Source organism: Hymenobacter sp. GOD-10R, from assembly GCF_035609205.1.
GTDB lineage: Bacteria > Bacteroidota > Bacteroidia > Cytophagales > Hymenobacteraceae > Hymenobacter.
Genome location: NZ_CP141184.1, coordinates 3,430,827 through 3,453,257 on the forward strand (window position 1 = coordinate 3,430,827; position 22,431 = coordinate 3,453,257).

13 protein-coding genes are annotated in these 22,431 nt (G+C 60.0%); 11 read left to right on the forward strand and 2 right to left on the reverse strand.

The window, feature by feature from the left end; translation table 11 throughout:
• The first annotated feature begins 40 nt into the window (after positions 1-40).
• The 9 genes from SD425_RS13800 to SD425_RS13840 all read left to right on the forward strand — a co-directional run bounded on the left by SD425_RS13800 (position 41) and on the right by SD425_RS13840 (position 16,853).
• The gene (locus tag SD425_RS13800) at positions 41-3,724 is read left to right on the forward strand and encodes a TonB-dependent receptor (protein ID WP_324670519.1); all 3,684 of its coding nucleotides are present in this window, start codon (positions 41-43) and stop codon (positions 3,722-3,724) included.
• Positions 3,725-3,754: 30 nt separating this feature from the next.
• Positions 3,755-5,578: a RagB/SusD family nutrient uptake outer membrane protein gene (locus SD425_RS13805; protein ID WP_324670520.1), complete on the forward strand. Its 1,824-nt coding sequence runs from the start codon at positions 3,755-3,757 to the stop codon at positions 5,576-5,578.
• A gap of 103 nt (positions 5,579-5,681) precedes the next feature.
• The gene (locus SD425_RS13810) at positions 5,682-6,605 is read left to right on the forward strand and encodes an alpha/beta hydrolase (RefSeq protein WP_324670521.1); all 924 of its coding nucleotides are present in this window, start codon (positions 5,682-5,684) and stop codon (positions 6,603-6,605) included.
• A 38-nt stretch (positions 6,606-6,643) separates the two neighbouring features.
• Positions 6,644-7,468 (forward strand): rhamnogalacturonan acetylesterase, encoded by an 825-nt coding sequence (locus SD425_RS13815; protein WP_324670522.1) that lies wholly within the window; start codon positions 6,644-6,646, stop codon positions 7,466-7,468.
• A gap of 57 nt (positions 7,469-7,525) precedes the next feature.
• A complete protein-coding gene (locus tag SD425_RS13820) occupies positions 7,526-8,569 on the forward strand; it encodes a pectinesterase family protein (RefSeq protein ID WP_324670523.1) in 1,044 nt (347 codons plus the stop codon).
• A 134-nt stretch (positions 8,570-8,703) separates the two neighbouring features.
• Positions 8,704-9,705, forward strand: coding sequence for an alpha/beta hydrolase (locus SD425_RS13825; RefSeq protein ID WP_324670524.1), 1,002 nt, complete (start codon positions 8,704-8,706; stop codon positions 9,703-9,705).
• Between the two features lie 248 nt (positions 9,706-9,953).
• On the forward strand, positions 9,954-12,542 hold the full coding sequence (locus SD425_RS13830; RefSeq protein WP_324670525.1) for a pectinesterase family protein: 2,589 nt from the start codon (positions 9,954-9,956) through the stop codon (positions 12,540-12,542).
• A 173-nt stretch (positions 12,543-12,715) separates the two neighbouring features.
• The gene (locus tag SD425_RS13835; RefSeq protein ID WP_324670526.1) at positions 12,716-14,449 is read left to right on the forward strand and encodes a T9SS type A sorting domain-containing protein; all 1,734 of its coding nucleotides are present in this window, start codon (positions 12,716-12,718) and stop codon (positions 14,447-14,449) included.
• A gap of 415 nt (positions 14,450-14,864) precedes the next feature.
• Positions 14,865-16,853, forward strand: coding sequence for a tetratricopeptide repeat-containing sensor histidine kinase (locus tag SD425_RS13840; protein WP_324670527.1), 1,989 nt, complete (start codon positions 14,865-14,867; stop codon positions 16,851-16,853).
• A 121-nt stretch (positions 16,854-16,974) separates the two neighbouring features.
• Here SD425_RS13840 and SD425_RS13845 read toward each other — a convergent pair whose 3' ends face one another.
• Entirely contained in the window at positions 16,975-17,601 is a 627-nt protein-coding gene (locus tag SD425_RS13845) for a response regulator transcription factor (protein ID WP_324670528.1), read from the reverse strand.
• A 262-nt stretch (positions 17,602-17,863) separates the two neighbouring features.
• Between SD425_RS13845 and SD425_RS13850 the strand changes: the two genes are divergently transcribed.
• Entirely contained in the window at positions 17,864-20,956 is a 3,093-nt protein-coding gene (locus tag SD425_RS13850; RefSeq protein ID WP_324670529.1) for an FG-GAP-like repeat-containing protein, read from the forward strand.
• A gap of 184 nt (positions 20,957-21,140) precedes the next feature.
• On the forward strand, positions 21,141-21,359 hold the full coding sequence (locus SD425_RS13855) for a hypothetical protein (protein WP_324670530.1): 219 nt from the start codon (positions 21,141-21,143) through the stop codon (positions 21,357-21,359).
• 217 nt (positions 21,360-21,576) lie between these two features.
• Here SD425_RS13855 and SD425_RS13860 read toward each other — a convergent pair whose 3' ends face one another.
• Positions 21,577-22,224: an MOSC domain-containing protein gene (locus tag SD425_RS13860; RefSeq protein WP_324670531.1), complete on the reverse strand. Its 648-nt coding sequence runs from the start codon at positions 22,222-22,224 to the stop codon at positions 21,577-21,579.
• Between the last annotated feature and the right edge of the window lie 207 nt (positions 22,225-22,431).

The following is a 22,431-nucleotide window of genomic DNA, read 5'->3' on the forward strand; positions in this document are numbered from 1 at the left end:
GCTCACTCTTCCCACCTTTTCTATGCATAATAGACTGTTTATGCACTGTTTCTGTCCCGGACTGCTGATCGTCACGCAACTCACGCCGCTTTTTACTCAAGGCCAGGTGCTGACTGCCGCGCACGTTTCTGCTACGCTGCAGACGCCTTCTCAGCAACCGAACAGCTCTCCCAACAAGCTCGACTTGCTCGAAACCCTAGACGAGCTGCACGTACGGTTTAAGGTCAACTTTCTGTATGAGCGCCAAAATCTGACGGGCAAGACCATACCCGCTGCCGCTAGTCGGGAAGGGCAGATTGAGCAGGTCCTCAGCCGCTTACTGCCGCTAGTCAATTTGCGATATGAGAAGGTGGAGCCCAGTACCTATGCCATTGTGCCCTTGGGGAAGTCCGCAGCGCCCGCAGCCGACCTAGGTGATCTGCAGGCGGCTCCGGTCCAGCCGTTGTCGACGGGTACCCTAGGTTCGCTGCCGCCGGCGCAGCTACAACGCATGGCCACGGTGCCCGTCAGCGGTAAGGCGGTTGATGAGAAAGGACAGGGGTTGCCCGGTGTGACGATTGTTGTGCAGGGCACTACCACGGGCGCTACGACCAGCCCCGACGGCAGCTTCACGCTTCAGGTGCCGGCCAACAGCACGTTAGTATTCAGCTATATCGGCTTTATTCGCCAAGAAATAAAAGTAGCCGGTGCCACCAGCAACTTAGCTGTGACGCTGGCGCAGGACAACAAGACCCTCGACGACGTAGTAGTGATTGGCTACGGCACCGTGCAGCGCAGCGAGCTAACGGGGGCCGTATCGTCGGTGAGTGCCCAACAGCTCAAGGATATTCCGGTGAACTCGGCGGCCGAGGCCCTGACCGGGCGCCTGGCGGGCGTGCAGCTCACGTCTTCGGAAGGTGCGCCGGGCTCCGATGTGCGGATTCGGGTGCGCGGGGGCGGCTCTATTACGCAGGATAACTCGCCCCTGTACGTCGTCGATGGTATTCAGATTGAGAATGCGCTGTCGGTGATTTCGCCCCAGGATATTGCCTCGGTGGATGTGCTGAAGGATGCGGCGTCGACGGCTATTTACGGGGCACGCGGGGCCAATGGGGTTGTTATTATCACCACCAAAAACGGCATTGAAGGCCGCACGACGGTGGCCTACAGCGGCTTTGCCGGCGTACGCCGGCTAGTGAAAACGCTGGATGTATTGAATACCAGTGAGTACCTGGACCTGCAATACGAGCGGGCCTCCCGGTTTGCAACGGACCTCGCTACGTTTCGCGGCACCTACGGCTCCAGCAACTACACGGGCGATACGCTGACTCTGGCCCGGCAGTCGCCGTTCGTTGATTGGCAGCGGGAAGTATTTGGGCGCGACGCCTTTCAGCAAACCCACAACGTGACCGTGTCGGGCGGTGGCAAGGGCACGGTGTACTCGCTGAGCCTGACCAGCAACCGCGAGCAAGGTATTCAGGTAGCTTCCGACTACGACCGCAAGCTGCTCAGCTTCCGCCTCGATAATAAAGCCACCGATAAGCTGCGCCTGGGCTTCAACGTGCGCCTGAACGATCAAACAATCAATGGGGCCGGTACGGCCAGCGGGGGGCTGTCAAGCTCCTCGCGTTTGCGCAACACGGTGCAGTACCGGCCGTTTACCCAAAACCTGGGTACGGGCGTAGAAATCGACCTCACCTCCCCTGACGAGGACTACTACGTGCTCAGCGGCGGGCCGCGGGGGCTGATCAACCCCATTGTAATAGCTGGCTCCGAATACCGCCGCAACGGTCAGCGCCTGGTCAACTCCAGCGGGTACATCAACTACAACTTCACCAAGGCCCTGAGCATCCGCTCCACGGTGGGCATCAACTACCTAGCTACCCGCAACGACGCCTTTGATAGCAAGATAACCGGCGTGGCCCGGCAGAACGGCAATCAGCCCACGGCATCGATCAGCACGGGTACGCAGTTTACGCTCAACAACTCCAACGTGCTCAGTTACCGCCTGCCCACCGCGAAAGGCAGCAAGCACAGCTTCGACATGCTGCTGGGCCAGGAGCTGTACCAAACCCTGAATAACTCGCTGAATATCTCGGTCTTCTACCTGCCCACCGACATCACCCCCGAGAAAGCGCTGGCCAACTTCAACCAAGCCCAGGCTCCGGCCGGCTTTGTGCAACCTTCCCCAACGACTAATGAGGACCCGAACCGCATTCTTTCGGGCTTCAGCCGGGCGAATTATTCGTTCGATGATAAGTACCTAGTCACGGCAACGCTGCGCGTAGATGGTTCCTCGAAATTCCGGGAAGGGCAGCGCGTAGGCGTGTTTCCGGCGGCTTCGGTAGCGTGGCGCTTATCTAAAGAAGCGTTTATGCAAACGTTTACGGCCGTGTCGGACCTGAAGCTGCGCTTAAGCTACGGCTTGGCTGGCAACAACCGCATTGCCAACAACTTATTCCGCGAAACCTACTCAACCAACGGGGTGGTGTACCCGCTGGAAAACGGCCGCACGCCGGGCCTTGCCACCTCGGCGCTGGCGAACCCTAATCTGCAGTGGGAAACCACCCACTCCCGCAACATCGGCCTAGACCTAGCCTTGTTCAACAATCGGGTGCAGTTCACAACCGACGTGTATTACAACACGACCTACGACTTGCTCATTGCCCAGCCCGTGCCCGTCACGGCGGGCTACGCCTCGCAGCTGCGCAATATCGGATCGACCTCCAACCGCGGCGTGGAGTTGCAGCTAAGCGGCACGGTCATGAGAACTCCCAACTTCTCCTGGACGGCCAACGGCAACTTGTCCTTCAACCGCAACCGAGTGGAAGAGCTAGGTGGTCAACCCTACCTGCCGGGCATCAACGCAAACTGGACGACTGATACCGGCTCCGACTACATCGTGCAGCCCGGCTTACCGGTGGGCCTCATGTACGGCTACGTGTCCGATGGCTTTTACCGGGTAGAGGACTTCAACGCCACGCAGGCCGCCAACGGCACCTGGAACTACGCGCTGAAAGACGGGGTGGCTAATAACAACGGCGTGGTGGCCGATAACTCCGGCTACACCGTGCCGACCGTGGCCGGGGTACCCGCCCCCAAAGGCGGCTACCTACAGCCCACGCCCGGCGCCATGAAATTCAAGGACATCAACGGCGACGGGGTGGTGGATACCAACGACCGCACCGTGATTGGTAACGCCAACCCCAAATTCACGGGCGGTCTGAACCAGCAGTTCACCTACAAGAACTTCGACGCCAGTGTCTTCCTGAATTTTGTGTACGGCAACGACATCTACAACGCCAGCAAAATCGAGTTCACCAGCAACTACAACCCCAATCAGAACCTGCTAGGTTTGATGCGGGATCGGTGGCGCACCATCGATGCACAGGGCAACCGCGTGACGGAACCCACGGCGCTAACCGCCCTCAACCAAAATGCTAAGATCTGGCGCCCTACGCTGGGCCGCTACCTGCTAAGTTCCTGGGCCATTGAGGACGGCTCGTTTCTGCGCGTCAACAACATCACCGTGGGTTACTCGCTGCCCAAGTCGTTGCTGCTGCGGGCCAAGCTAACGCAGCTACGCTTCTACGTGACGCTCAACAACCTAGCTACCTGGACTAACTACTCGGGCTTTGACCCCGAAGTGAACACCCGCCGGCAAACCCCACTTACGCCGGGCGTCGACTACGCCGCTTATCCGCGCAGCCGAGGCTTCTTGGCTGGTCTGAACCTCACGCTATAATTCCCACTTGTTTTGCCTCTCGTTATCGTCATGAAACGCTTTTTACTCCGGTCAGCCCTCGTGGGAGCCTGCCTGCTGGGCACTTTCGCCTGCAACGATTACCTGAATGTCACCCCGGCATCGTCCTACGTTACCGAAGACGTGTTTAGCAGCGTCACCAATGCCGGTAGTGCCGTGATTGGGGCTTACGCGCCCCTGTCGGGCGTGAACGGCTACGGCCTGCGCCTTTCCATCGCCTTTCCTTCCGATACCGACGAAGGCCAGAACCGGGTGGGCGCCGCTGATGGGAGCGGCCGCGACATCAACCGCTACCGCGTGACGCCGGGCACCACGGAAATTACCGGCCCCTTTGCGGCACTATATGTGGGCGTGGAGCGGGCCAACATCTGCATCAAAAACATTCCGCAGATGCCGCTCTACCAGAACGGCACGGCCGAAGAAAAGCGGGTGCTGCGCCGGCTCTACGGGGAAGCCCTGACCCTACGCGCCTTATTTTACCTGGAGTTGCTGCGCAACTGGGGCGACGTGCCTGCGCCCTTCGTGCCCTCCTCAGAAACGGCCGACCTGAACCTACCCCAGACACCCCGCGACGAAGTATACGACCGTATTCTGGGCGATCTAGCTACAGCTTCGCAGCTGCTACCCTGGCGCAAAAGCTCCGACGTGAATGCCTACGAGCGCCTCACGAAGGGGGCCGCTAAGGCCATTCGGGCCCGCATTGCGCTGCACCGCGGCGGCTGGCGCTCCAACGCCACCACCGGCCAGATGGAGCGCCCCGCCGACTACCTGACTTACTACACCATGGCCCGCGCCGAGTGCGATACGCTGCTGCAAAACCGTGGCCAGCATACGCTCAACCCTAGCTTCGAGGCCGTGTGGCGCAACATCAACGAGCAGCGCTTCGACACGCAGTACGGCGAGATGATGTTTGAAGTGGCCCACGGCTCGGGCTCGTCCAACACCGATAGCAACCTAGGCTACAACAACGGTCCGCGCTTGGCCACCAACTCGCGCTGGGGCGAGGCCGGGGGCTCCTACACCATCAACCCCAACTACTTCTACGCCTTCGACTCGACCGACACGCGCCGCGACGTGACCATCACGCTCTACCAGACCGTGGCTGCCACGCCTAACACCCAGACCAGCACCACGATGAATTCCATCCGCGACGGCAAATTTCGCCGCGACTGGCGCCTGCCGTTGCTTCCTGGTACGGCCCAACAGCTCAACCTTAACTGGCCCTACATCCGCTTCGCCGACGTGCTGCTCATGTTTGCCGAAGCCCAGAATGAGCTAGCCGGCCCTAGCGCCGCCTACAACGGCACCACGCCAGTGCAGGCGCTAGAGGAAGTGCGCCGCCGGGCCTTCCCGGCCGCTCGCTACGTAGCCTTGCCCGCGGCCCAGGTAGGCACGAAAGCGACTTTCTTCGATGCGTTGGTGAAGGAGCGGCTGCTAGAATTCGGGGGCGAAGGCATCCGCAAGTATGACTTGATCCGGTGGAATCTGCTAGGGGCGAAAATTGCGGAGGCCAAGGCTATCATGACCGATATCCGCAATGGAGTAGGCGCCGGGGCCAACGTGCCGCTGTACGTGTACGGCTACGCCGTGAACGACCAGCTGCGCTACGCCCGCTCGCTGTACCGACCTACGACCCTCACGGCCGCTACCTACACTGTTCCGGGCACCACCATCGTGGCGACGCGCTTTAGCTGGCGGCAGGCCATCATGGGCAGCTCCACCTTCATCGACCTGTTCGCGGCCAACTACCTGCCCAACTCGGGCGACGAGCTGCTGCTGTTCCCGCAAACGGCCATCGACGCCAACCCCAATCTCAAGCAAAACTTCTTCAACTAGCGCCCGAATGCTGGGTAGCCGCCGTACCTAGGTAGGAAGCCAAGAGCAGCCGGCTGGCTCAGGCTACTCCACCTGAAGAACCAATAACCGTTTCTGCCTTTTCATGTCCTTCTTTCTTCGTGCTCTTCTCTGCTGCCTGCTTTTGCGCGTCTGTCCGGTCCAGGCGCAGGAGTTTATTCCCTTGTGGCCAAAGAAGAAGATGCCTAACTCCAAGGGCTTGAAGCTAGAAGACAAGATTGAGAACGAGCGGATTGTGCAGGTGGGCACGCCGGGCCTGTACGCCTTCTTCACCTCGAAGGAAGAAAACAAGGGCTGCGCCGTGCTCATCTGCCCGCCTGGCGGCTACCAGAAGCTGACCTACCTAGTGGGCGGCACGCAGCTGGCCAAGTGGTTCAACACCCTCGGCATCACGGCTTTCGTGCTAAACTATCGCCTGCCCAACTCGCCCGACCTGAAGGAGCGCAGCATCGGCCCCGAGCAGGACGCCCAGCGCGCCATGCGCCTGATCCGGGCCCGCGCCGCCCAGTGGCAACTTGACCCCAAGCGCATCGGCATCATGGGCGCTTCGGCGGGCGGGCACCTAGCTTCCACGCTCGGCACGCACCCAGAAGACGTATCGGCCATTGGTGATTCGCTCGATAAGCTGCCGTTTGCGCCCAACTTCATGGTGCTGGTTTCGCCGGTTATCACGCTGGGGCAATACGCGCACGTGGGCAGCCGCAACACGCTGCTCGGCGAGAACGCACCTAAGGAGTTGATCGACAAGTTCTCCAACGAGCTGCACGTGACGGCCACCACGCCGCCCACCTTCTTGGCCCACGCCTACAACGATCCAACCGTCAATCAGCGCAATAGCCTGCTGTTCTACCAAGCGCTGGTCGAGCACCAGGTACCTAGCTCGCTACACATTTTCCCGCAAGGAGCGCATTCTATTGCCGTGCGCAACAATCCCGGCTCCGCCAACCAATGGACGACACTCTGCGAGGCGTGGCTGCTGGAAATGGGCTTCATCAAAGAAGGTAAGTAACGCCGATTTACCCCCTAATTCATTCTATCCTTTTGAAAATGCGTCATCCCCTATTGAAAGTCACCGCGGTGATGAGTTTGCTCCTGCTGATGGCTTTCGCGGCTCCCGGTCCGCGGAAGAAAACCAAGCTGTACATGATTGGCGACTCCACGATGGCCAACAAGCCCCAGCAAGTATTCCCCGAAACCGGCTGGGGTATGCCGCTAGCTACGTTTTTTGATACCGCCGCCGTGGTGGTCGATAACCGAGCGCAGAACGGCCGCAGCACCCGCACCTTCCTGGCCGAAAACCGCTGGCAGCCCATCGTGGATGCTTTGCAAGAAGGCGACTACGTGTTCATCCAGTTCGGGCACAACGACGAGGCCGAAAACTACCCCGACCGCTACACGCCGCCGGAAGACTACCGCAAGAACCTCATCAAGTTTGTGACCGAGACGCAGCGCAAAAAGGCCAACCCGGTGCTGCTCACGCCCATCACGCGCCGCAAGTTTGACAAGGACGGGCGCCAACAAGAAACGCACGTTGCCTACTCCAAGGTGACAACGGAAGTAGCCAACAAGTACAAAGTCCCGCTCATCGACCTCGACAAGATGAGCCGCGACTTGGTACAACAATTCGGAGTAGACAAGTCCTTGCTGCTGTACCTGGAGCTAGCCCCCGGTGACCACCCCAATTACCCCTACGGCCACCACGACAACACCCACTTCACCGAGCTAGGGGCCCGCAAAATGGCGCAGCTGGCCGTGAGCCAAGTGGTGGCTCAAAAGCTGCCCATTCTCTCGGAGCACCTAGCCAAGCCCACTGCTAAGAATGCGGTACCGCCCGCCACGAACGGTAAAGATGCGCAGCCCACTACTCCCTAGGGAAAGGCGGCCTGCCTATCTTACCGCTTTCAACCCTTTTCTTAGTCCAACTCACTAATGCGCTTTCGAAATCTGTTGCTAGCTGGCAGCATGCTGCTGGTATCCTCCACGCTGCATGCCCAGGTCGGGACACCAGCTCCTGCTGCCAAGGCCCCCGCCAAAAAAGAAACCTTCCTCATCCCGGTGCGCCTGACGGTGGCCGCGGATGGCTCGGGCGACTACCGCACCATTCAGGAGGCCGTGATGGCCGTGCGCGACTTCATGCAGGTAGAAGCCACCATCTTCATCAAGAACGGCACCTACAAGGAAAAACTGCTGATTCCTTCGCAGAAGACGCATATCACGCTGCTTGGGGAAAGCAAGGAAGGCGTAGTCATCACTTTCGGCGACTACTCCGGCGATGCCGAGAAGCACAGCACCTACACTTCCTCCACCGTGCGGGTGCAGGGCAATGACTTCACGGCCGAGAACATCACCTTCGAGAACTCCGCCGGGCGCGTGGGGCAAGCCGTGGCCCTGCACGTGGAAGGCGACCGGGCTACTTTCCGCAACTGCCGCATGCTGGGCAACCAGGATACACTGTTCCTAGCCATTGAGAACAGCCGCCAATATTACCAGGACTGCTACATCGAGGGCACCACCGACTTCATCTTTGGGGGCAGCACGGCCGTGTTTGAGCGCTGCACAATTCAGAGCAAAACCGACTCCTACATCACGGCGGCTTCCACTACGCCGCGTCAGTCGTTTGGCCTTGTGTTTCTGAACTGCCAGCTCACGGCCGCCCCCGAGGCTAAGAAGGTATACCTAGGTCGGCCCTGGCGCCCACATGCCCGCACCGTGTTTTTGAACACCGACATGGGCGCGCACATCCTGCCCGTGGGTTGGAACAATTGGGGTCAGCCGACCAATGAACAAACGGTGCACTACGCCGAGTATCAGTCGAAAGGCCCGGGTGCTAACACCAAGGACCGAGTAGCGTGGAGCAGGCAGCTCACCACCAAGGAAGCCAAAAGCTATACGCTCAAGAACATCTTCGCGGGTGCCGAGCCCTGGCTGCCGGAAGTAAAGCAAACGCAGCCTTCAGCGGCCGCTAAGCCATAGCCCAAGCTAGCTTCTGGCGCTGCTGATGGCTGGCCTTTGGGAGTCATCAGCAGCTAGCAGCAACGTCTTAGAACATCAAAATAAACGCGAAAAGAAGCGCGGCCTGTAGCCCGCTTCTCTTCTTCCTGCTGCTCATGTTTTTTCAAAAACCCTTTTCGCGGCTTGCTGCGGCGGCACTACTCGGCGGCGCCCTGCTGGCGAGCTCGGCTCAGGCGCAGCAGCTTCCTGCTCCCCGCGACACCTCGTTTACAGTACGCAGTGCCTTTCTCAAGGAGAAGAAGTATCACCCGAATATCAGCATTGCCCAGCCTCCGCTGCCGCCAACGGTACAGGCTGCTTACAACCTAACCTACTGCACCCTAGGTACGCACAACTTGCAGCTGGATGTTTTCTACCCCAAGGCCAAACGCAAAAAAGGCTACCCAGCGGTGCTATTCATTCACGGGGGCGGCTGGCGCTCCGGCGACCGGTCGAACCATATTCCCATGGCGCAGCAGCTGGCGGCCAAGGGTTACGTGACCGTAACGGCGGAGTACCGGCTCTCGACGGAAGCGCTGTACCCAGCGGCCGTTTACGACCTGAAAGCCGCTATTCGCTGGCTGCGCGCCAACGCCAAGCAGTACCCCATCGACACCACCAAAATTGCTGTATGGGGCTTCTCGGCCGGCGGGCAGTTGGCGGCGCTAGTCGGCACTACGAATGGGGATAAGCAGCTGGAAGGCAGCGCGTGTACGACCAACCATTCGAGCAGCGTACAAGCTATCGTGGACGTGGACGGCACCCTAGCTTTCCTGCACCCCGAGTCGAGCGACTATACGGTGAGCGACAAGCCGACGGCTTCCAAGGACTGGTTTGGCGCTTCCCAAACGGAAAAGCCGGAGTTGTGGCAACAGGCCGCGGGCCTGAACCACGTCACGCCCCAGACCCCGCCCATTGTATTCATCAACAGCTCCATCGACCGGATGCATGCGGGGCGCGAAGACATGATCAAAAAGCTAGACACCTACCGCATCTACCACGAAACGCACACCTTCCCCGACACGCCCCATACGTTTCCGCTGTTCAACCCCTGGTTTGAGCCCACGCTGAAGTACACGGCCGACTTTCTGGATAAGGTATTCCAAGTTAAACGGTAAACGCTCCCAGGCGCCTTCCTTCTGGCTTGCCACGAAATGGCGCTGCTTTCTGCGCAGAAGATGCAAAGAACAAACAATACAATGCATAAATGATACAATGCACGGGGTCTAAATACTTTAACCTTTAGGGCTTAGCCGTTTAGTCTAAGCTAGCTACCCTTCCTATGGTGAGGACAGGTAGGCCCCAACCGTGGCTACTACCTATCCGCGCCCTCGTCTGCTCCTACTTACCATTCCAATTCCTACCCATGAAACAATGCTTTACGCTATTGCGGCACGCTGGTGCGGCCTGGCTGTTTGTACTGGTGGCGCTAACCGGCCACGCGCAGTCGTATGATGCGGTGGTGGCCAAAGACGGCACGGGCAACTTCACCACCGTGCAGGCCGCCATCAACGCCGCGCCAACGGGCCGCACCACGCCCTACACCATCTACGTCAAGAATGGCAAGTACAAAGAGAAGGTCACCGTCCCGACGACCAAGCCCTTTCTGCAACTGATTGGCCAGAGCGTGGCGGGCGTTATCCTCACCGGCGACGACTACAATGGGAAACCAAACCCCGCCGGTGGCACCTTCAGCGCGACTACCTCGGCCACGGTGACCATCAGTGGGCCCGACTTCTCCGCCCTGAATATCACCTTCGAGAATACCACCGGCGACTCGCCCCAGGCGCTAGCCATGCGCATCACCGCCGACCGCGTGGCGTTTAAGAACTGTCGCTTCCTAGGCGGGCAGGACACGGTGTACACCAATACCAACAACGCGCGCAACTACTTCAAAGACTGTTATATCGACGGCACCGTCGACTTCATCTACGGGGGTGCCCGCGGGCTGTTCGAGGGTTGCGTGATCTACCCCAAAACCCGGCGCGACGGCGGCAGTGGCGGCTATATCACGGCGGCTAATACCCCGCAGAACCAAGCCTACGGCTACGTGTTTCGCAAGTGCTACATTCCGGCCAACCGCGGCACGACCACCTATACCCTAGGTCGGCCGTGGGGGAACGACGCCAGCAACACGAACGCCAACCGCTCTCACAACAAAGTGGTGTGGCTCAGTACCATCATGGGGCCCAACGTCATTAAGCCCGAGGGCTGGAGCAGCTGGGATGCCGGCACCAACACGAGCGTCATCACCTACGCCGAGTACAAAAGCCGGGACATCAGCGGTAACCTGCTGGATGTGAGCCAGCGCGTGCCATGGTCGATTCAGCTCACCGATGCTGATACGGCTACCTACACGCGCACTGCCATGCTCGGTACCTGGGACCCGTGCACGGTGTACCCGAACTTCTGCCCTAGTCAGGCTCCTGAAATTGCCATCACGAATTTCATGGCGGTAAAAGGCACGGCCACGGCCCCGTCGGCCTTCACTTGGAACGCTAGCTGGCCCATTGCGGACGTGCAGTACCAGGTATTGCGCAGCACAACGCGCAAGGGCTCGTACACGCTGTTATACACCACAACGGCCGCTAACGCCACCGACGTCAACTTTGCCGCGACAGATGCCGTTCCAGCACCAGGTGGCTCGTACTTCTACTACGTGCAGGCTAGCAAAGCCGGCATGACGATGAACCGCAGCGACACCCTGCAAATTGCTCGCCCGAGCACCATTACCACCACGGGCGCCCTGCAACCCTTTTTGCAAGGCGTAGGACAGCCGTCGACGCCACAAAGCGTGCAGGTGTCAGGCGAGAACTTGACCGCTGACCTGGTTATCACCCCGCCAGCAGGCTTCCAGGTTTCCAGCAACGGCACCACTTGGTACACGAGTACCACGCCACTTACTCTGGCCCAAACCGACAACACCGTCGCTAGCACCATTATCAGGGTGCGGCTGAACGCCTCGGCGGCGGGCACCTACAGCGGCACGCTGACGCTAGCTAGTCCCGGCGCCACGGCCAGCACGCTGCCCGTTAGCGGCACAACGCAGACCGCGCCCTTGCCCCAATCCTCCGTCGTGCAATGGTGGCCCATGACGCGCAACAATCAGGACAGCACGGCCGTGCGCTCGGCGGCAGTGCTAGCTAGCGTGCCTAGCTTCCGCAAGTTGGTGCTCTCCAGCGGCTCAGCGACGGCCACCATTCCGCCTTATTCCGCGCAGTATGGGCAAGCCTTTGCCCCGCAAGCCGAGGGCGCGTGGCTGACCGCTGCCGGCGGCAATGGCGGCAACCTCAACCGCACTTACTACGAGCAGTTTCAGGTGGTGCCCACCGGCGGGCTCACGATGCGAGTTGATTCGCTGCTGCTGACCTCGTACGTGACGGGTTCCACCAGCAGCACGAAGCTAGCAGTGGTTTGGTCGAAAACGGGTTTTTTCGCCGACTCGGCCGATGTGAGTGGCGGTTGGGGGCCGACCGGTTCGCTACTCAGCACCGCCAATGGAGGGTTCGCCACGCCTATTCTGCTAGGGAGCCAAAGCACCTACCGCTTGGCGTTTGCCGGCACCAGCGGCGTGACGCTGCAACCCGACCAGCGCCTGACCTTCCGCGTGTACTACAGCTGTGGCTCGGGGTCCACGTCGGCGCGCTTTGCCACCCTACGCAACGTAGTGGTGAAAGGTGGCCTCAACATCATTACCGCTACTCGTTCCGCGTCGGCTAAGGTATTGCAACTCTATCCGAACCCGGTGACCAACCAGGCCACGTTGGTGCATCCAGTGGCCGCTCACGGGGTTGTGCGCATCTACTCCGCGCTGGGGCAATGCGTAGCCACCATCGCGTGCGCGGCGGGCAGCCAGCAAACTCCGCTGAACCTGCAAGGCCTTGCCAACGGCCACTACCTGGTTCACTACACGGACGGACACCACTACTTCTCGGCGCCACTTCAGAAGCAATAGTCGATAGCCCGCGAAGCTAGGTCTGGCGGCTTTCCCCTGGCAAGGGCTCTAGTGCTTGCTGCTTGCTTGAACGCTTGAAGCTAAGACAATTAATCGTCATAAGACGAGCGGTTTGTTATTTCTTAGGGCGTGCTCTTATTCTTCTTTTCTCTTACCCAAAACCCATCATCTTTATGCATTTCTTTCCTACTCTTTCCTCCCCCACTACCCGAAAAAACCGGTTGCTCACGACGGGCATTATGGCTGCATTTGCGCTAGCCGCCATGCCTGCGCAGGCGCAGCTAGTTGCCTTTCCGGGCGCCGAGGGCTACGGTCGCTTTGCCACCGGCGGTCGGGGCGGGCAAGTGGTTGAGGTCACGAACCTGAACGACTCGGGCGCGGGCAGCTTTCGGGATGCGTTCAACCAATTTCCGGGGCAGCCTCTTACCATTGTGTTTCGGGTGGGCGGTGTTATTGATCTCAAGACGGCGATCCGACCTAGCCGCTCGAATGTGACTATTGCTGGCCAAACGGCACCTGGCGACGGTATCTGCCTGAAGCGAAGCACCTTCAAGCTTTTCGGCAACAACATCATCGTGCGTTACATCCGCTCTCGGCCCGGCGACATCCAAGGCTCGAACAGCCCCGCCGTGTACGGCATGAACATGGAGAACTGCAAGAACTTCATCGTCGACCACTGCTCGCTGAGCTGGGCCATTGAGGAGGTCGGCACCTTCTACGACAACAAATACTCGACGGTGCAGTGGTCGATTTTCAGCGAAAGCCTAAACTCGTCCTTCAACGGCAAGGGCGACCACGGCTACGCCGGCGTATGGGGCGGGCAGTATTCCTCCTACCACCACAACCTAGTGGCCCACCACCACAGCCGCACCATCCGCTTCAACGGGTCCCGAGCCCACGACACCACGGCCATTGTCGATTACCGCAACAACGTCATTTATAACTGGGGCAACAACAACGCTGCCTATGGCAATGAGGTTGAGATTAATGGCGGTTCGGGGCAGCTGAACCTAGTGAATAACTACTACAAAGCAGGCCCTGCCACCCCCGCCTCGCGCGCCAAACTCATCTTCGATAACACGAATGCGTACGACGCCGCCAACCCCAACAAGCCCTTTGCCACGGTGTATGCCAATGGCAACTACGTAAACAACTACCCCGCCGTGACGGCCGACAACTGGAACGGCGGCATTGTGGCGCGCTACTACCCAGTGGCGGCCCTGCTTCAATTCAAACAAGCGGCCCCCACCGCAGGCCTAGCTCCCATCACCACCCAAACCGCGGAAGATGCTTACCTAGCCGTATTGGAAAATGCTGGGGCCACATTGCCCAAGCGCGACGTCGTGGACGCGCGCATCGTGAACGAAACGCGTACGGGCACCGCTACCGGCAGCAGCCCTGGTGGCTCTGATACCTACGGCCTCAACCAAGGCATCATCGACACGCAGGAAGCGGTGGGCGGCTGGCCCTTGTACAACAACGGCACCGCCCCCACCGATACCGACCATGATGGCATGCCCGACACTTGGGAAGTAAACAATAGCCTGAACCCCAATGACCCTACTGACCGCAACAACCTGAGCAGCACTGGCTACACCATGCTGGAGACCTACCTCAACAGCCTAGTGCCCACCACTGTGCTAGCCAACCGCTCACGCGCTGAGCAGCTCAGCGTGAAGGTCTACCCGAATCCCACGCAAAAGAGTCTAACCGTGACGCACCCCGCCTTTAAGGGTACGACCAACATCACGCTCTACACGTTCGAGGGTCGGCGCGTGACGGTCGTAGCCGTACAGCCAGGCACCACTAGCACCCAACTGACGCTTCCCACCTTAGCCGCCGGCCACTACTTGGTGCGCTTAACTAATGGTCAGGAAACGCTCTCCACTACTTTCATCAAGCAATAGCAACCTAGCTTCTGTTTTCAATGAGCTAGCTCAAATAGTAGAAGCTAGGTTCCAGCAAGAAGGGCCACGGGTAATGTATCCGTGGCCCTTCTTTTTGTTAAACTATCACTACTGAGCTAACGCGGCGGGGTATCTACGAAGCATTGTCCGCGGATATGATTGAGCCCATTGTTGCTGTTTTATGAGATGGTATGGCTAGGTAATTATCTGGCCGCACAAGGACTACTTTGCGTGTCAGACGTTGGCCGTCTTGTGTCAATTGGTATATGAAAGGCATCGGCCTGAACTAAGGCACCATAGATATGCAGAAGCCATGAGCTAGCTTATAACAATCTCAGTTGACAGTATACAGATCGTAGTTGGGCGCGTACTACCTTGCACCTGAACCTAGCCTCTCCGAGCGGGTGTGACACGTATGGCTGCTTGTTTCCTGCGCGGGTGGTTAGTTGCCCTGCTGAATTTCTCGGCGCTAGCTGCTCCGGCACAGTCGCGGCGGCTACACGGCCTCTGGCAACAGCTCGCCCGGCACCCCGCCCCCGACGCTGCGCGTGAACGACTGCTCTGGCAGCTAGCTTTTGAGGAGGAGCTGCCCCGCACCCGGCAAGATTCGCTTGCTAGGCTTGCCGAAACGCTGGCTCACCGAGTAGGCGATACCAGCGGAGCCTTGCTAAGGCAACTGGTCGCGGCCCGGCGACGCATGCAAGCTGGCGAGCATGAAGCGGCCCAAGCGCAACTACAAGCTTTACTGCCCGCTACTCAGCGCCTACACGACCCTTGGTTGCGGACGCAGCTGCTCTTTGTGCTAGGCCGCAACCAGTGGGGTACCACCCACCATGCCCGCGCCGAGGGGTATTGGTTGGCCGCCTGGGCCGTAGCCCAGCGTCAGCCCGACCTCGCCCTGCGCGCCCGCAGCACGTGGCTACTCGGCACCTTCTATAGTGATTATGCCCGGGCCATGGAGTGGCTGTTTCGCAGCCTGCACCTAGCAGAGCAAGCCGATGACCAAGCCGCGCAAGCTAACGCCTTCAGCAGCCTAGCCTATAACTATGCTCAGCTAGGGGATCCAATGCAGGCGCAGGCTTATTATCAGCGGGCACTACGTCTTAACCAGGCCATCCAGAGTCCACCAGGGGTGCTGCGGGTGCTGCTCAACTCAAGCGAGTTTTACCTGGAGCAGGGCCAAGCCGAGCGCGCCCGCCGCGGCTACGAGCAAGCATTAGCCTACGCTCGTTATCCTCAAGATCAGATGACGGTGGCCGGGGGGCTAGCGCAGGTTTATACGCAGCTAGGTCATTATGCCTTGGCTCGTCAGCACGCGCAACGAGCGCTGCAGCTAGCCCACCAGCTGCACGACGTAGGAGCCATTACGACGCTCTATGGCACGTTGGCCAACCTGCTGCTGCACGTCGGCCAACTCGACAGCGCCCGCCTCTACGGGGAGCGAGCGTACGCGCGGCGTCCCCCTGGTAGTCGGCAACCGATTATGCGCGATGTGTGCCAGATACTAGCGCAGACCTATGCCCGGCAAGGAAATTTTTCCCGCGCTTACCAGTTCCAGCTGCGCTACGACACGTACCGCGATACGCTCACCAGCCAGCAGGTGCTGACCCGCGCCAAGCAGGCCGCTGCGCGCTACCAACTAGCCCAGCAGCGGGCCCGGGCGCGGCTACGCAGCCGCGACCAAGAAGTGGTGCGGTTACGCCAGCAACGCACGCTGGCCGTGGGCGCCAGTCTGCTCGTGCTGCTGGCCGTGGGCGCCGGGCTAGCTGCCGTGCGGGCGCGCCAGCGCCGCCTGCTCCGCGAAGCAGAGCTGCGCACCCGCATTGCTGCCGACCTGCACGATGAGGTAGGGGCGCTGCTCACGCGGGTGACGATGCGCGCGGAGCTGCTTCACGACAGCCATTCAGGCCTGCCAGATGCTGGTACCGAGGCCCTGCTCACTGACAGCCGCGCGGCCCTAACCACCATGCGTGACGTGGTATGGAGCATCGATGCGGGGGCTGACACCGTTGGGGCGTTACTCGACCGTCTGCGCGACCACCTAGACCAAACCACCACCTCCACTACGCTGCGCACTCTTCTCACAACCGATGGCTTGCTAGATACCGAGCCCCTAGCACCGCAAATGCGCCAGCACTTATACTTACTTGCGAAGGAGGCCATTACTAACGTCGTGCGCCATGCGCCAGAGGCAACTGAGCTGGACGTGCGCATTGGTCGGAACCGGGACGGTCTGTGGCTGCAAGTCTTAGACAATGGTCCCGCTTCCGTCCGTCCACCCGGCGTGGGAGGCCTCGGGCTGCGCAGTATGCAGCAACGGGCCCAGGCCCTGGGCGGGCAGCTCCGGGTGGGCCCGCGCCCCGATGGGCCTGGCTGGGAAGTTCGGCTGGCAGTGATATCCTAGAGCAACGGAAAGTAAGCAGCCAAAACAGCTCATTTCTCGGGTTAGTCTCCCTCCTAGTGCTAGGCGTCGGTTGGAGGGGAAGCGGGACCTAGCTTCCCTTTGTTTGCGCGCTGGGGCTTGTTTAGCGCAGACGGCTGAGCAACTCGCCGCGGCTGCTCACGTGCAGCTTGCGGTAGATGCTTTTGATATGACTATGTACCGTTTGCACGGAGATACCCAGATGAAGGGCCACATGCTTTTCGCTCAAGCCCGCTACGAGGTTCTGTACAATTTCATGCTCGCGCTCTGTCAGCACGGCTGAGGGTGTCAGTGGGCGCGGCCGAAAGTGCGCGAGCACCTGCCGAGCCACGGCTCGGCTCATCGGGGCCCCGCCCTGCATAACGTCTAACAAGGCCGCCTTGAGGGCCGGCAGCGGAGTGCTTTTGAGCAAATACCCGCTGGCCCCGCGGCGCAGGGCCTCGAAGATGCTGGCAGAATCCTCAAATACGGTTTGCATCACCACCTCGGCGTCGGGAGCTAGCTGGCGCAGGCGGGGCAGGATGTCTAGGCCGCTACGCCCCGGCAAGTGAATATCGAGCAGGATGAGCTGCGGGGGCTGCACGGCGTCGGGCAGCCACGCCAGCAGGGCTTCCGCCGAGTCTGCTACGAGCACGCACTCGAGCTCGGGCTGACGACCTAGGTAGCCGTGCAACAACTCGCGCACGGTAGGATCGTCTTCAATAATAACCAAGCGGTAGGGAGGCGTCATGGGCATAAAGGTCGAGGAACCTCCGGGCAAAAAAAAGAGCGTCTTATACCCTATTTAGGGGAGAAACAGCCCTTGTAGAGCCGCCCCCACCTTCGTCTCTTTGACCACGAACGCTGGCGCACCGGCTCAGCCGCCAGCCGCGCGCAATGCGCACCAGCACCACCTCCGTGATCAGCCCTGTCCTGCATCACCGCGTCCGTTGCTCCGAACGCCTCTTCCTCTAGCGCTTTCCCTTCTTGTCATCCTTTCTACCTAGCTTCCTATGCAAAACATATTCCCTCGGCTCCGCCTGCTGCTGGCCAGTCTGCTCCTGGGGTGGCTGCCCTTCGTTACGACCCCACTCGCCGCGGCGGGCTATCCATTTACTTCCGAAACGCCTACCCATCACTGGGGAGCCTTCCCAACGGTTCCAGCCCCGCGCCTTCTCTCTCAGCCGGACGTGGCCCCGCGCCGGCAGCCCCTAGCTGTAGCCGCGCCAAAAATGGCCAGTGGACGGCGCGCCGAACCCGTTACGATCGTCTCGCTGGTGCGAGCTGGCGCATCACCGAACGGCTCGCGTACGCTGTCCTATACGCTCACGCTGTCGGATAACGTAAGCGGCCTGTCGACCGCCAATTTTAGGGTTATCACCGGTTCAGATCAATATCCTTCCGTTCAGAACATCATAGGATCTGGGGCTCACTACTTCATTACGGTTAGCTATGGAGGCCGCGGCTCGATTCCTGTCCAACTGATCCTAGCAAATAGTACGGGCGTCACCCCCACTATTAGCGGCCTTCCCTTTGCCGGTGAGGCGTACCTTGTTGACCGCACGCTCCCGCCGTTGGACCCACCCTTAATTAGTCCAACGGGCTTCGTCAAGAGTCCCGTTACGATTGAGGGATATACCGAAGCTTATGGCCGCGTTTCAGTCTATGACTCGCCGTCAGGCACGTTGCGAGGCACGGCAACGGCCGACGGAAGTAGCAGATGGCATCTACCGCCCGCGCCATTTGCGGAGGGCATCCATACTATTTATAGCTATGTAACGGATGTTTCTGGCAACAGAAGTGGAACGAGGTTCCAGCAATTTACCGTGGATAATACGCCCCCACAGGTGACGCTTAGTGGGCCCACGGGTAGTTGGACCAGCGCAAATCCGATTCCCTTCACTATTACTTTTTCCGAGAGCGTAGAAAACTTCACCGCCAGTGACGTACACGTGCTTGGGGGTACGGTGAGTAGCTTCACCGGCAATGGTACTAGTTACCAAGTAAGCGTGACGCCCACTAGCTCGACAGTGCAGTTGAACGTACCCGCGGACGTGGCGCAAGACCCAGCGGGCAACGGCAACCTAGCCTCCACGCAGTTCAACGTTGTTTACTTGGCGCCTGTACAGGTACTGGGTATTTCGCGCCTGGACCCGCCCACCATCGACGCGGCTAGTGTACGCTACCGGATTCTCTTCTCCGCCCGTCCGAACGCAGTGAGCCTGACCTTAAATAATTTCAGCCTAGCCACAACGGGACTCACAGGCGCGAGCCTGAGCAGCATCGGGGGCGGTGGGCTTGTGTTTGAAGTTACGGTCCATACGGGCACGGGCAGCGGTACCCTGCGCTTGGATCTGACCAACTCGGACGGGGTGATGCCTGGTATTGCCAACGTTCCTTTTCAGGGCGAAACGTATGTTGTGCAGCGGCCCACGGCGTTCAGAGTCGTAAGCACCAGCCCCACCCGGCAGGCCTTGACGGCGGCGCGGTCCACAAACGTGGCCGTGACCTTCAACCAGCCGGTGAGCAGCACCAGCGCCAGCAACGTGCACGTGTACTCGGCGCAAGCGGGTGGCCGCAAAGCCAGCAGCGTGAGCGGCAGCGGCAGCACCGTGACGCTAGACCCTAGCTCCGATTTTAAACCCGGCGAAACCGTCTCCGTGACCGTTCCGAGTACCGTGCGCAGCACAGGTGAGCTAGCTGCTATGCCGTACGTGTATCAGTTCACCACCCAAGTCTCCGGCGGCACGGGCAGCTTCGGCGGCGGTACCAACCTAGCCGCAAATGCCGGCGCCCACAGCGTAGCCGCCGCCGACGTAGATGGGGATGGCGACCTAGACCTGCTTACCACCAACGAGCGGGGCAATACCGTGAGCGTAGGGCTGAACAACGGCATGGGCACCTACACGGCCGGCCCGGCTATCAGCGTGGGGCGCGGCCCCTACCACCTCGCTACCGGCGACCTGGACGGCGACGGCGACCTAGATCTAGTAACGGCCAACTCCAGCACCATCTTCCCCAGCACCGTGAGCGTCCGCCTCAACAACGGACAAGGAGATTTCAGCAGCGGCTCAGACGTGGAAGTAGGCCGTAACCCGCACGGCGTCGCCCTGGCCGACGTAGACGGCGACGGGGACCTCGACCTGCTGGCTGACAACTACGTAGCCAACGATCAGAGTGCCTATAGTGAGGTGAGCGTGCGCCTGAACGACGGCACTGGGCGCTTTAGTGGCACCCAGCAGGTGCGCGTGGGCACACGCCCCCTGAGCATAGCCGTGGGTGACGTGGATGGCGACGGCGACCTGGATTTCGTGACGGCCAACTCCAACAGCACCACTGCCAGCGTGCGCCTCAACGATGGCACGGGCAGCTTTAGCGGCAGCCTGGAGGTAGCCGTGGGCGCGAACCCCGAGAGCGTGGCGCTAGCCGATATTGATGTCGATGGGGACCTTGACCTGCTGGTAGCCAACGCCGTGATGGGTACGGTGAGCGTGGTGCGCAACGATGGCACGGGCAGCTTTGGCAGCGGTCAATCAATACCGGTCGGCCCGCACCCGGTCGGGTTGGTGCTGAGCGATGTGGATGGCGACGGCGACCTGGATGTGGTGACGGCAAATGCCGAGGCCAGCACCGCCAGCGTACGACTGAACAATGGGCTAGGCAGCTTTGCGGCGGGTTCAGAAGTTGCGGTGGGCAACGCCCCTTCTGGCTTAGTGCTGGCAGACCTAGATGGCGACGGCGACCTAGACTTAGCAACCGGTAACAGCGCCAGTAGCTCGACGAGCGTGCGCCTGAACCAAAACAGCGGCGCCCGCGTGCTGGCAAACACCAACGCTAGCGCCACCCGGCTAAGCGAGCAGCTACAGGTTTACCCAAACCCCGCCCGCAAGCAGGTGCAGTTAGTACTGCCCGCTGCGCTAACCGCAGCGGCGAGTCCGCTTCAGGTGACGCTTTACAACAGTCTGGGTCAGGCGGTGCTGGCGCGCACACTTGTAGCGCCTACAACTCAGCCAGCGCTGGCGCTATCGTCGCTGCCCACAGGAATTTATCGCTTGCAGGTGCGGGCGGGGCAGCAGCAACAGACCTGCTCCTTGCAAATCGAGTAAGCAGCTGCTTTGCGGTCTTTTCAGCGAAGCCACCCGAAAAACACCGGTTTCGCGGGGGCTTCGCTGAAAAAAATATTGCCGTAATGACGCATAAGAGCCCTGCTTTTGGAACTTATTTGACCTCAGCGTGCTAACAAGCGCAAATTTATACGAACCATTTTGGGCACGCACCTGTTGCTCCCGTATGGCTGACTCCCCAAAACGCGCACGGGCGCGCAAACCTGCTGAATCTTCTGTCCTTTCGCCACCCCTATCGCCGGCCGAACACTTGGCCGCCCTACAGGTTCGCGAAGCGGGCAAAACCATTATGTACCAGGTCGATGCCTGGGGCCACGTGGAAACCCGCTTTGTGCGGCCCCAAAACGTTGCCTCCTGGCTGGCCAAAGGCTTCGTGGTCCGCTAAGGGCTTTTTTACACCGAATACCCGAAAGCTCCGTCGATCGACGGAGCTTTTTTGTTTTCTATACGTGATGGCCCACGTTCCCTACGCTGATGTGCTGCTGGTCAGCGTAAGGAAACCCTTCGCCGGCTTTGTAGCACTGACTATATTTCTACCCAAGCGGCGAAATACAAACGTATAACTACGTAGCTAGTAATCTGCTTACTGTGCTAGCTAGCTGCTAACCATTCTGCGCGGCGGCCATCTTCTCAAACCTTTCCCGCAACGATGTGGGCAAGAAAGGCAGGGCGAGAATCTGCTCCAGCTTGGCGAAGTCTTTTTGGGGCAGGAAGTGGCAGTCGGCAACGTCCTGAACTGTGACGGCATGCGCGGAACGTTCGATTAGTTCCAGCGTGTCGCCGGCTTGCAGCACCCCGGTTTGCAGTACCCGGAAGTAAATGCCGCTTCGCCGCGCCTCCTGAAACTGCTTCACCACCCGCTCGTCGCGCAGCCGAATACCTAGCTTAAAGCAGGGCTGACGGGGCTGCACGGCCATGAGCACCGCCGTGCCCGCCCGGAAACAGTCGCCCATCCGCACTTCACTTTCAAGCAGGCCCGTTGTGGTCAAGTTCTCGCCCAGTGCGCCGGGTACTAGCAACTCCGGCGGCACTAGCGTTTGCCAATAGGCGTAGTGTTCCAGCGGGTAGGCGTACACGGCTTTGTTAGGCCCACCGTGTACCCGCAGGTCGGCTTGGCCGTCGCCAGCCAAGTGTTCGGCGAGTACCGCCACGGGTCCTGTTACGGGTTCTTTAAAAATGCTCGTGGATACGGTTTTCCCCTGCCACTGCACTTGCCGTGGCAGCCCAACGTTTACGGAAACGATTTGCATAAATAAGGTACGATTACCTAGGTGACTCATTATTTGGGTCAGCTAAAAGTAGTGACCAACCCAACACCTGCGGTTAGTGGCCATCTACTTTCTTGTTGCTAGCCCTGTCGTTCAGCTTTCGTACTGGCGTAGCCTAGCCTGCCGCTGTTCCACGTTGTAAACCAGCTCTGCCGTAATCCGAAGTATAGCCTTGTGCCCTAATCTATT

Bases quoted from the DNA above. Each gene is read 5' to 3' on its own strand.
- SD425_RS13855 (WP_324670530.1), top strand. From the start codon at position 21,141: ATGGCTGACTCCCCAAAACGCGCACGGGCGCGCAAACCTGCTGAATCT.
- SD425_RS13830 (WP_324670525.1), top strand. From the start codon at position 9,954: ATGAAACAATGCTTTACGCTATTGCGGCACGCTGGTGCGGCCTGGCTG.
- SD425_RS13815 (WP_324670522.1), top strand. From the start codon at position 6,644: ATGCGTCATCCCCTATTGAAAGTCACCGCGGTGATGAGTTTGCTCCTG.
- SD425_RS13825 (WP_324670524.1), top strand. From the start codon at position 8,704: ATGTTTTTTCAAAAACCCTTTTCGCGGCTTGCTGCGGCGGCACTACTC.
- SD425_RS13840 (WP_324670527.1), top strand. From the start codon at position 14,865: ATGGCTGCTTGTTTCCTGCGCGGGTGGTTAGTTGCCCTGCTGAATTTC.
- SD425_RS13805 (WP_324670520.1), top strand. From the start codon at position 3,755: ATGAAACGCTTTTTACTCCGGTCAGCCCTCGTGGGAGCCTGCCTGCTG.
- SD425_RS13850 (WP_324670529.1), top strand. From the start codon at position 17,864: ATGCAAAACATATTCCCTCGGCTCCGCCTGCTGCTGGCCAGTCTGCTC.
- SD425_RS13800 (WP_324670519.1), top strand. From the start codon at position 41: ATGCACTGTTTCTGTCCCGGACTGCTGATCGTCACGCAACTCACGCCG.
- SD425_RS13820 (WP_324670523.1), top strand. From the start codon at position 7,526: ATGCGCTTTCGAAATCTGTTGCTAGCTGGCAGCATGCTGCTGGTATCC.
- SD425_RS13810 (WP_324670521.1), top strand. From the start codon at position 5,682: ATGTCCTTCTTTCTTCGTGCTCTTCTCTGCTGCCTGCTTTTGCGCGTC.
- SD425_RS13860 (WP_324670531.1), bottom strand. From the start codon at position 22,224: ATGCAAATCGTTTCCGTAAACGTTGGGCTGCCACGGCAAGTGCAGTGG.
- SD425_RS13845 (WP_324670528.1), bottom strand. From the start codon at position 17,601: ATGACGCCTCCCTACCGCTTGGTTATTATTGAAGACGATCCTACCGTG.
- SD425_RS13835 (WP_324670526.1), top strand. From the start codon at position 12,716: ATGCATTTCTTTCCTACTCTTTCCTCCCCCACTACCCGAAAAAACCGG.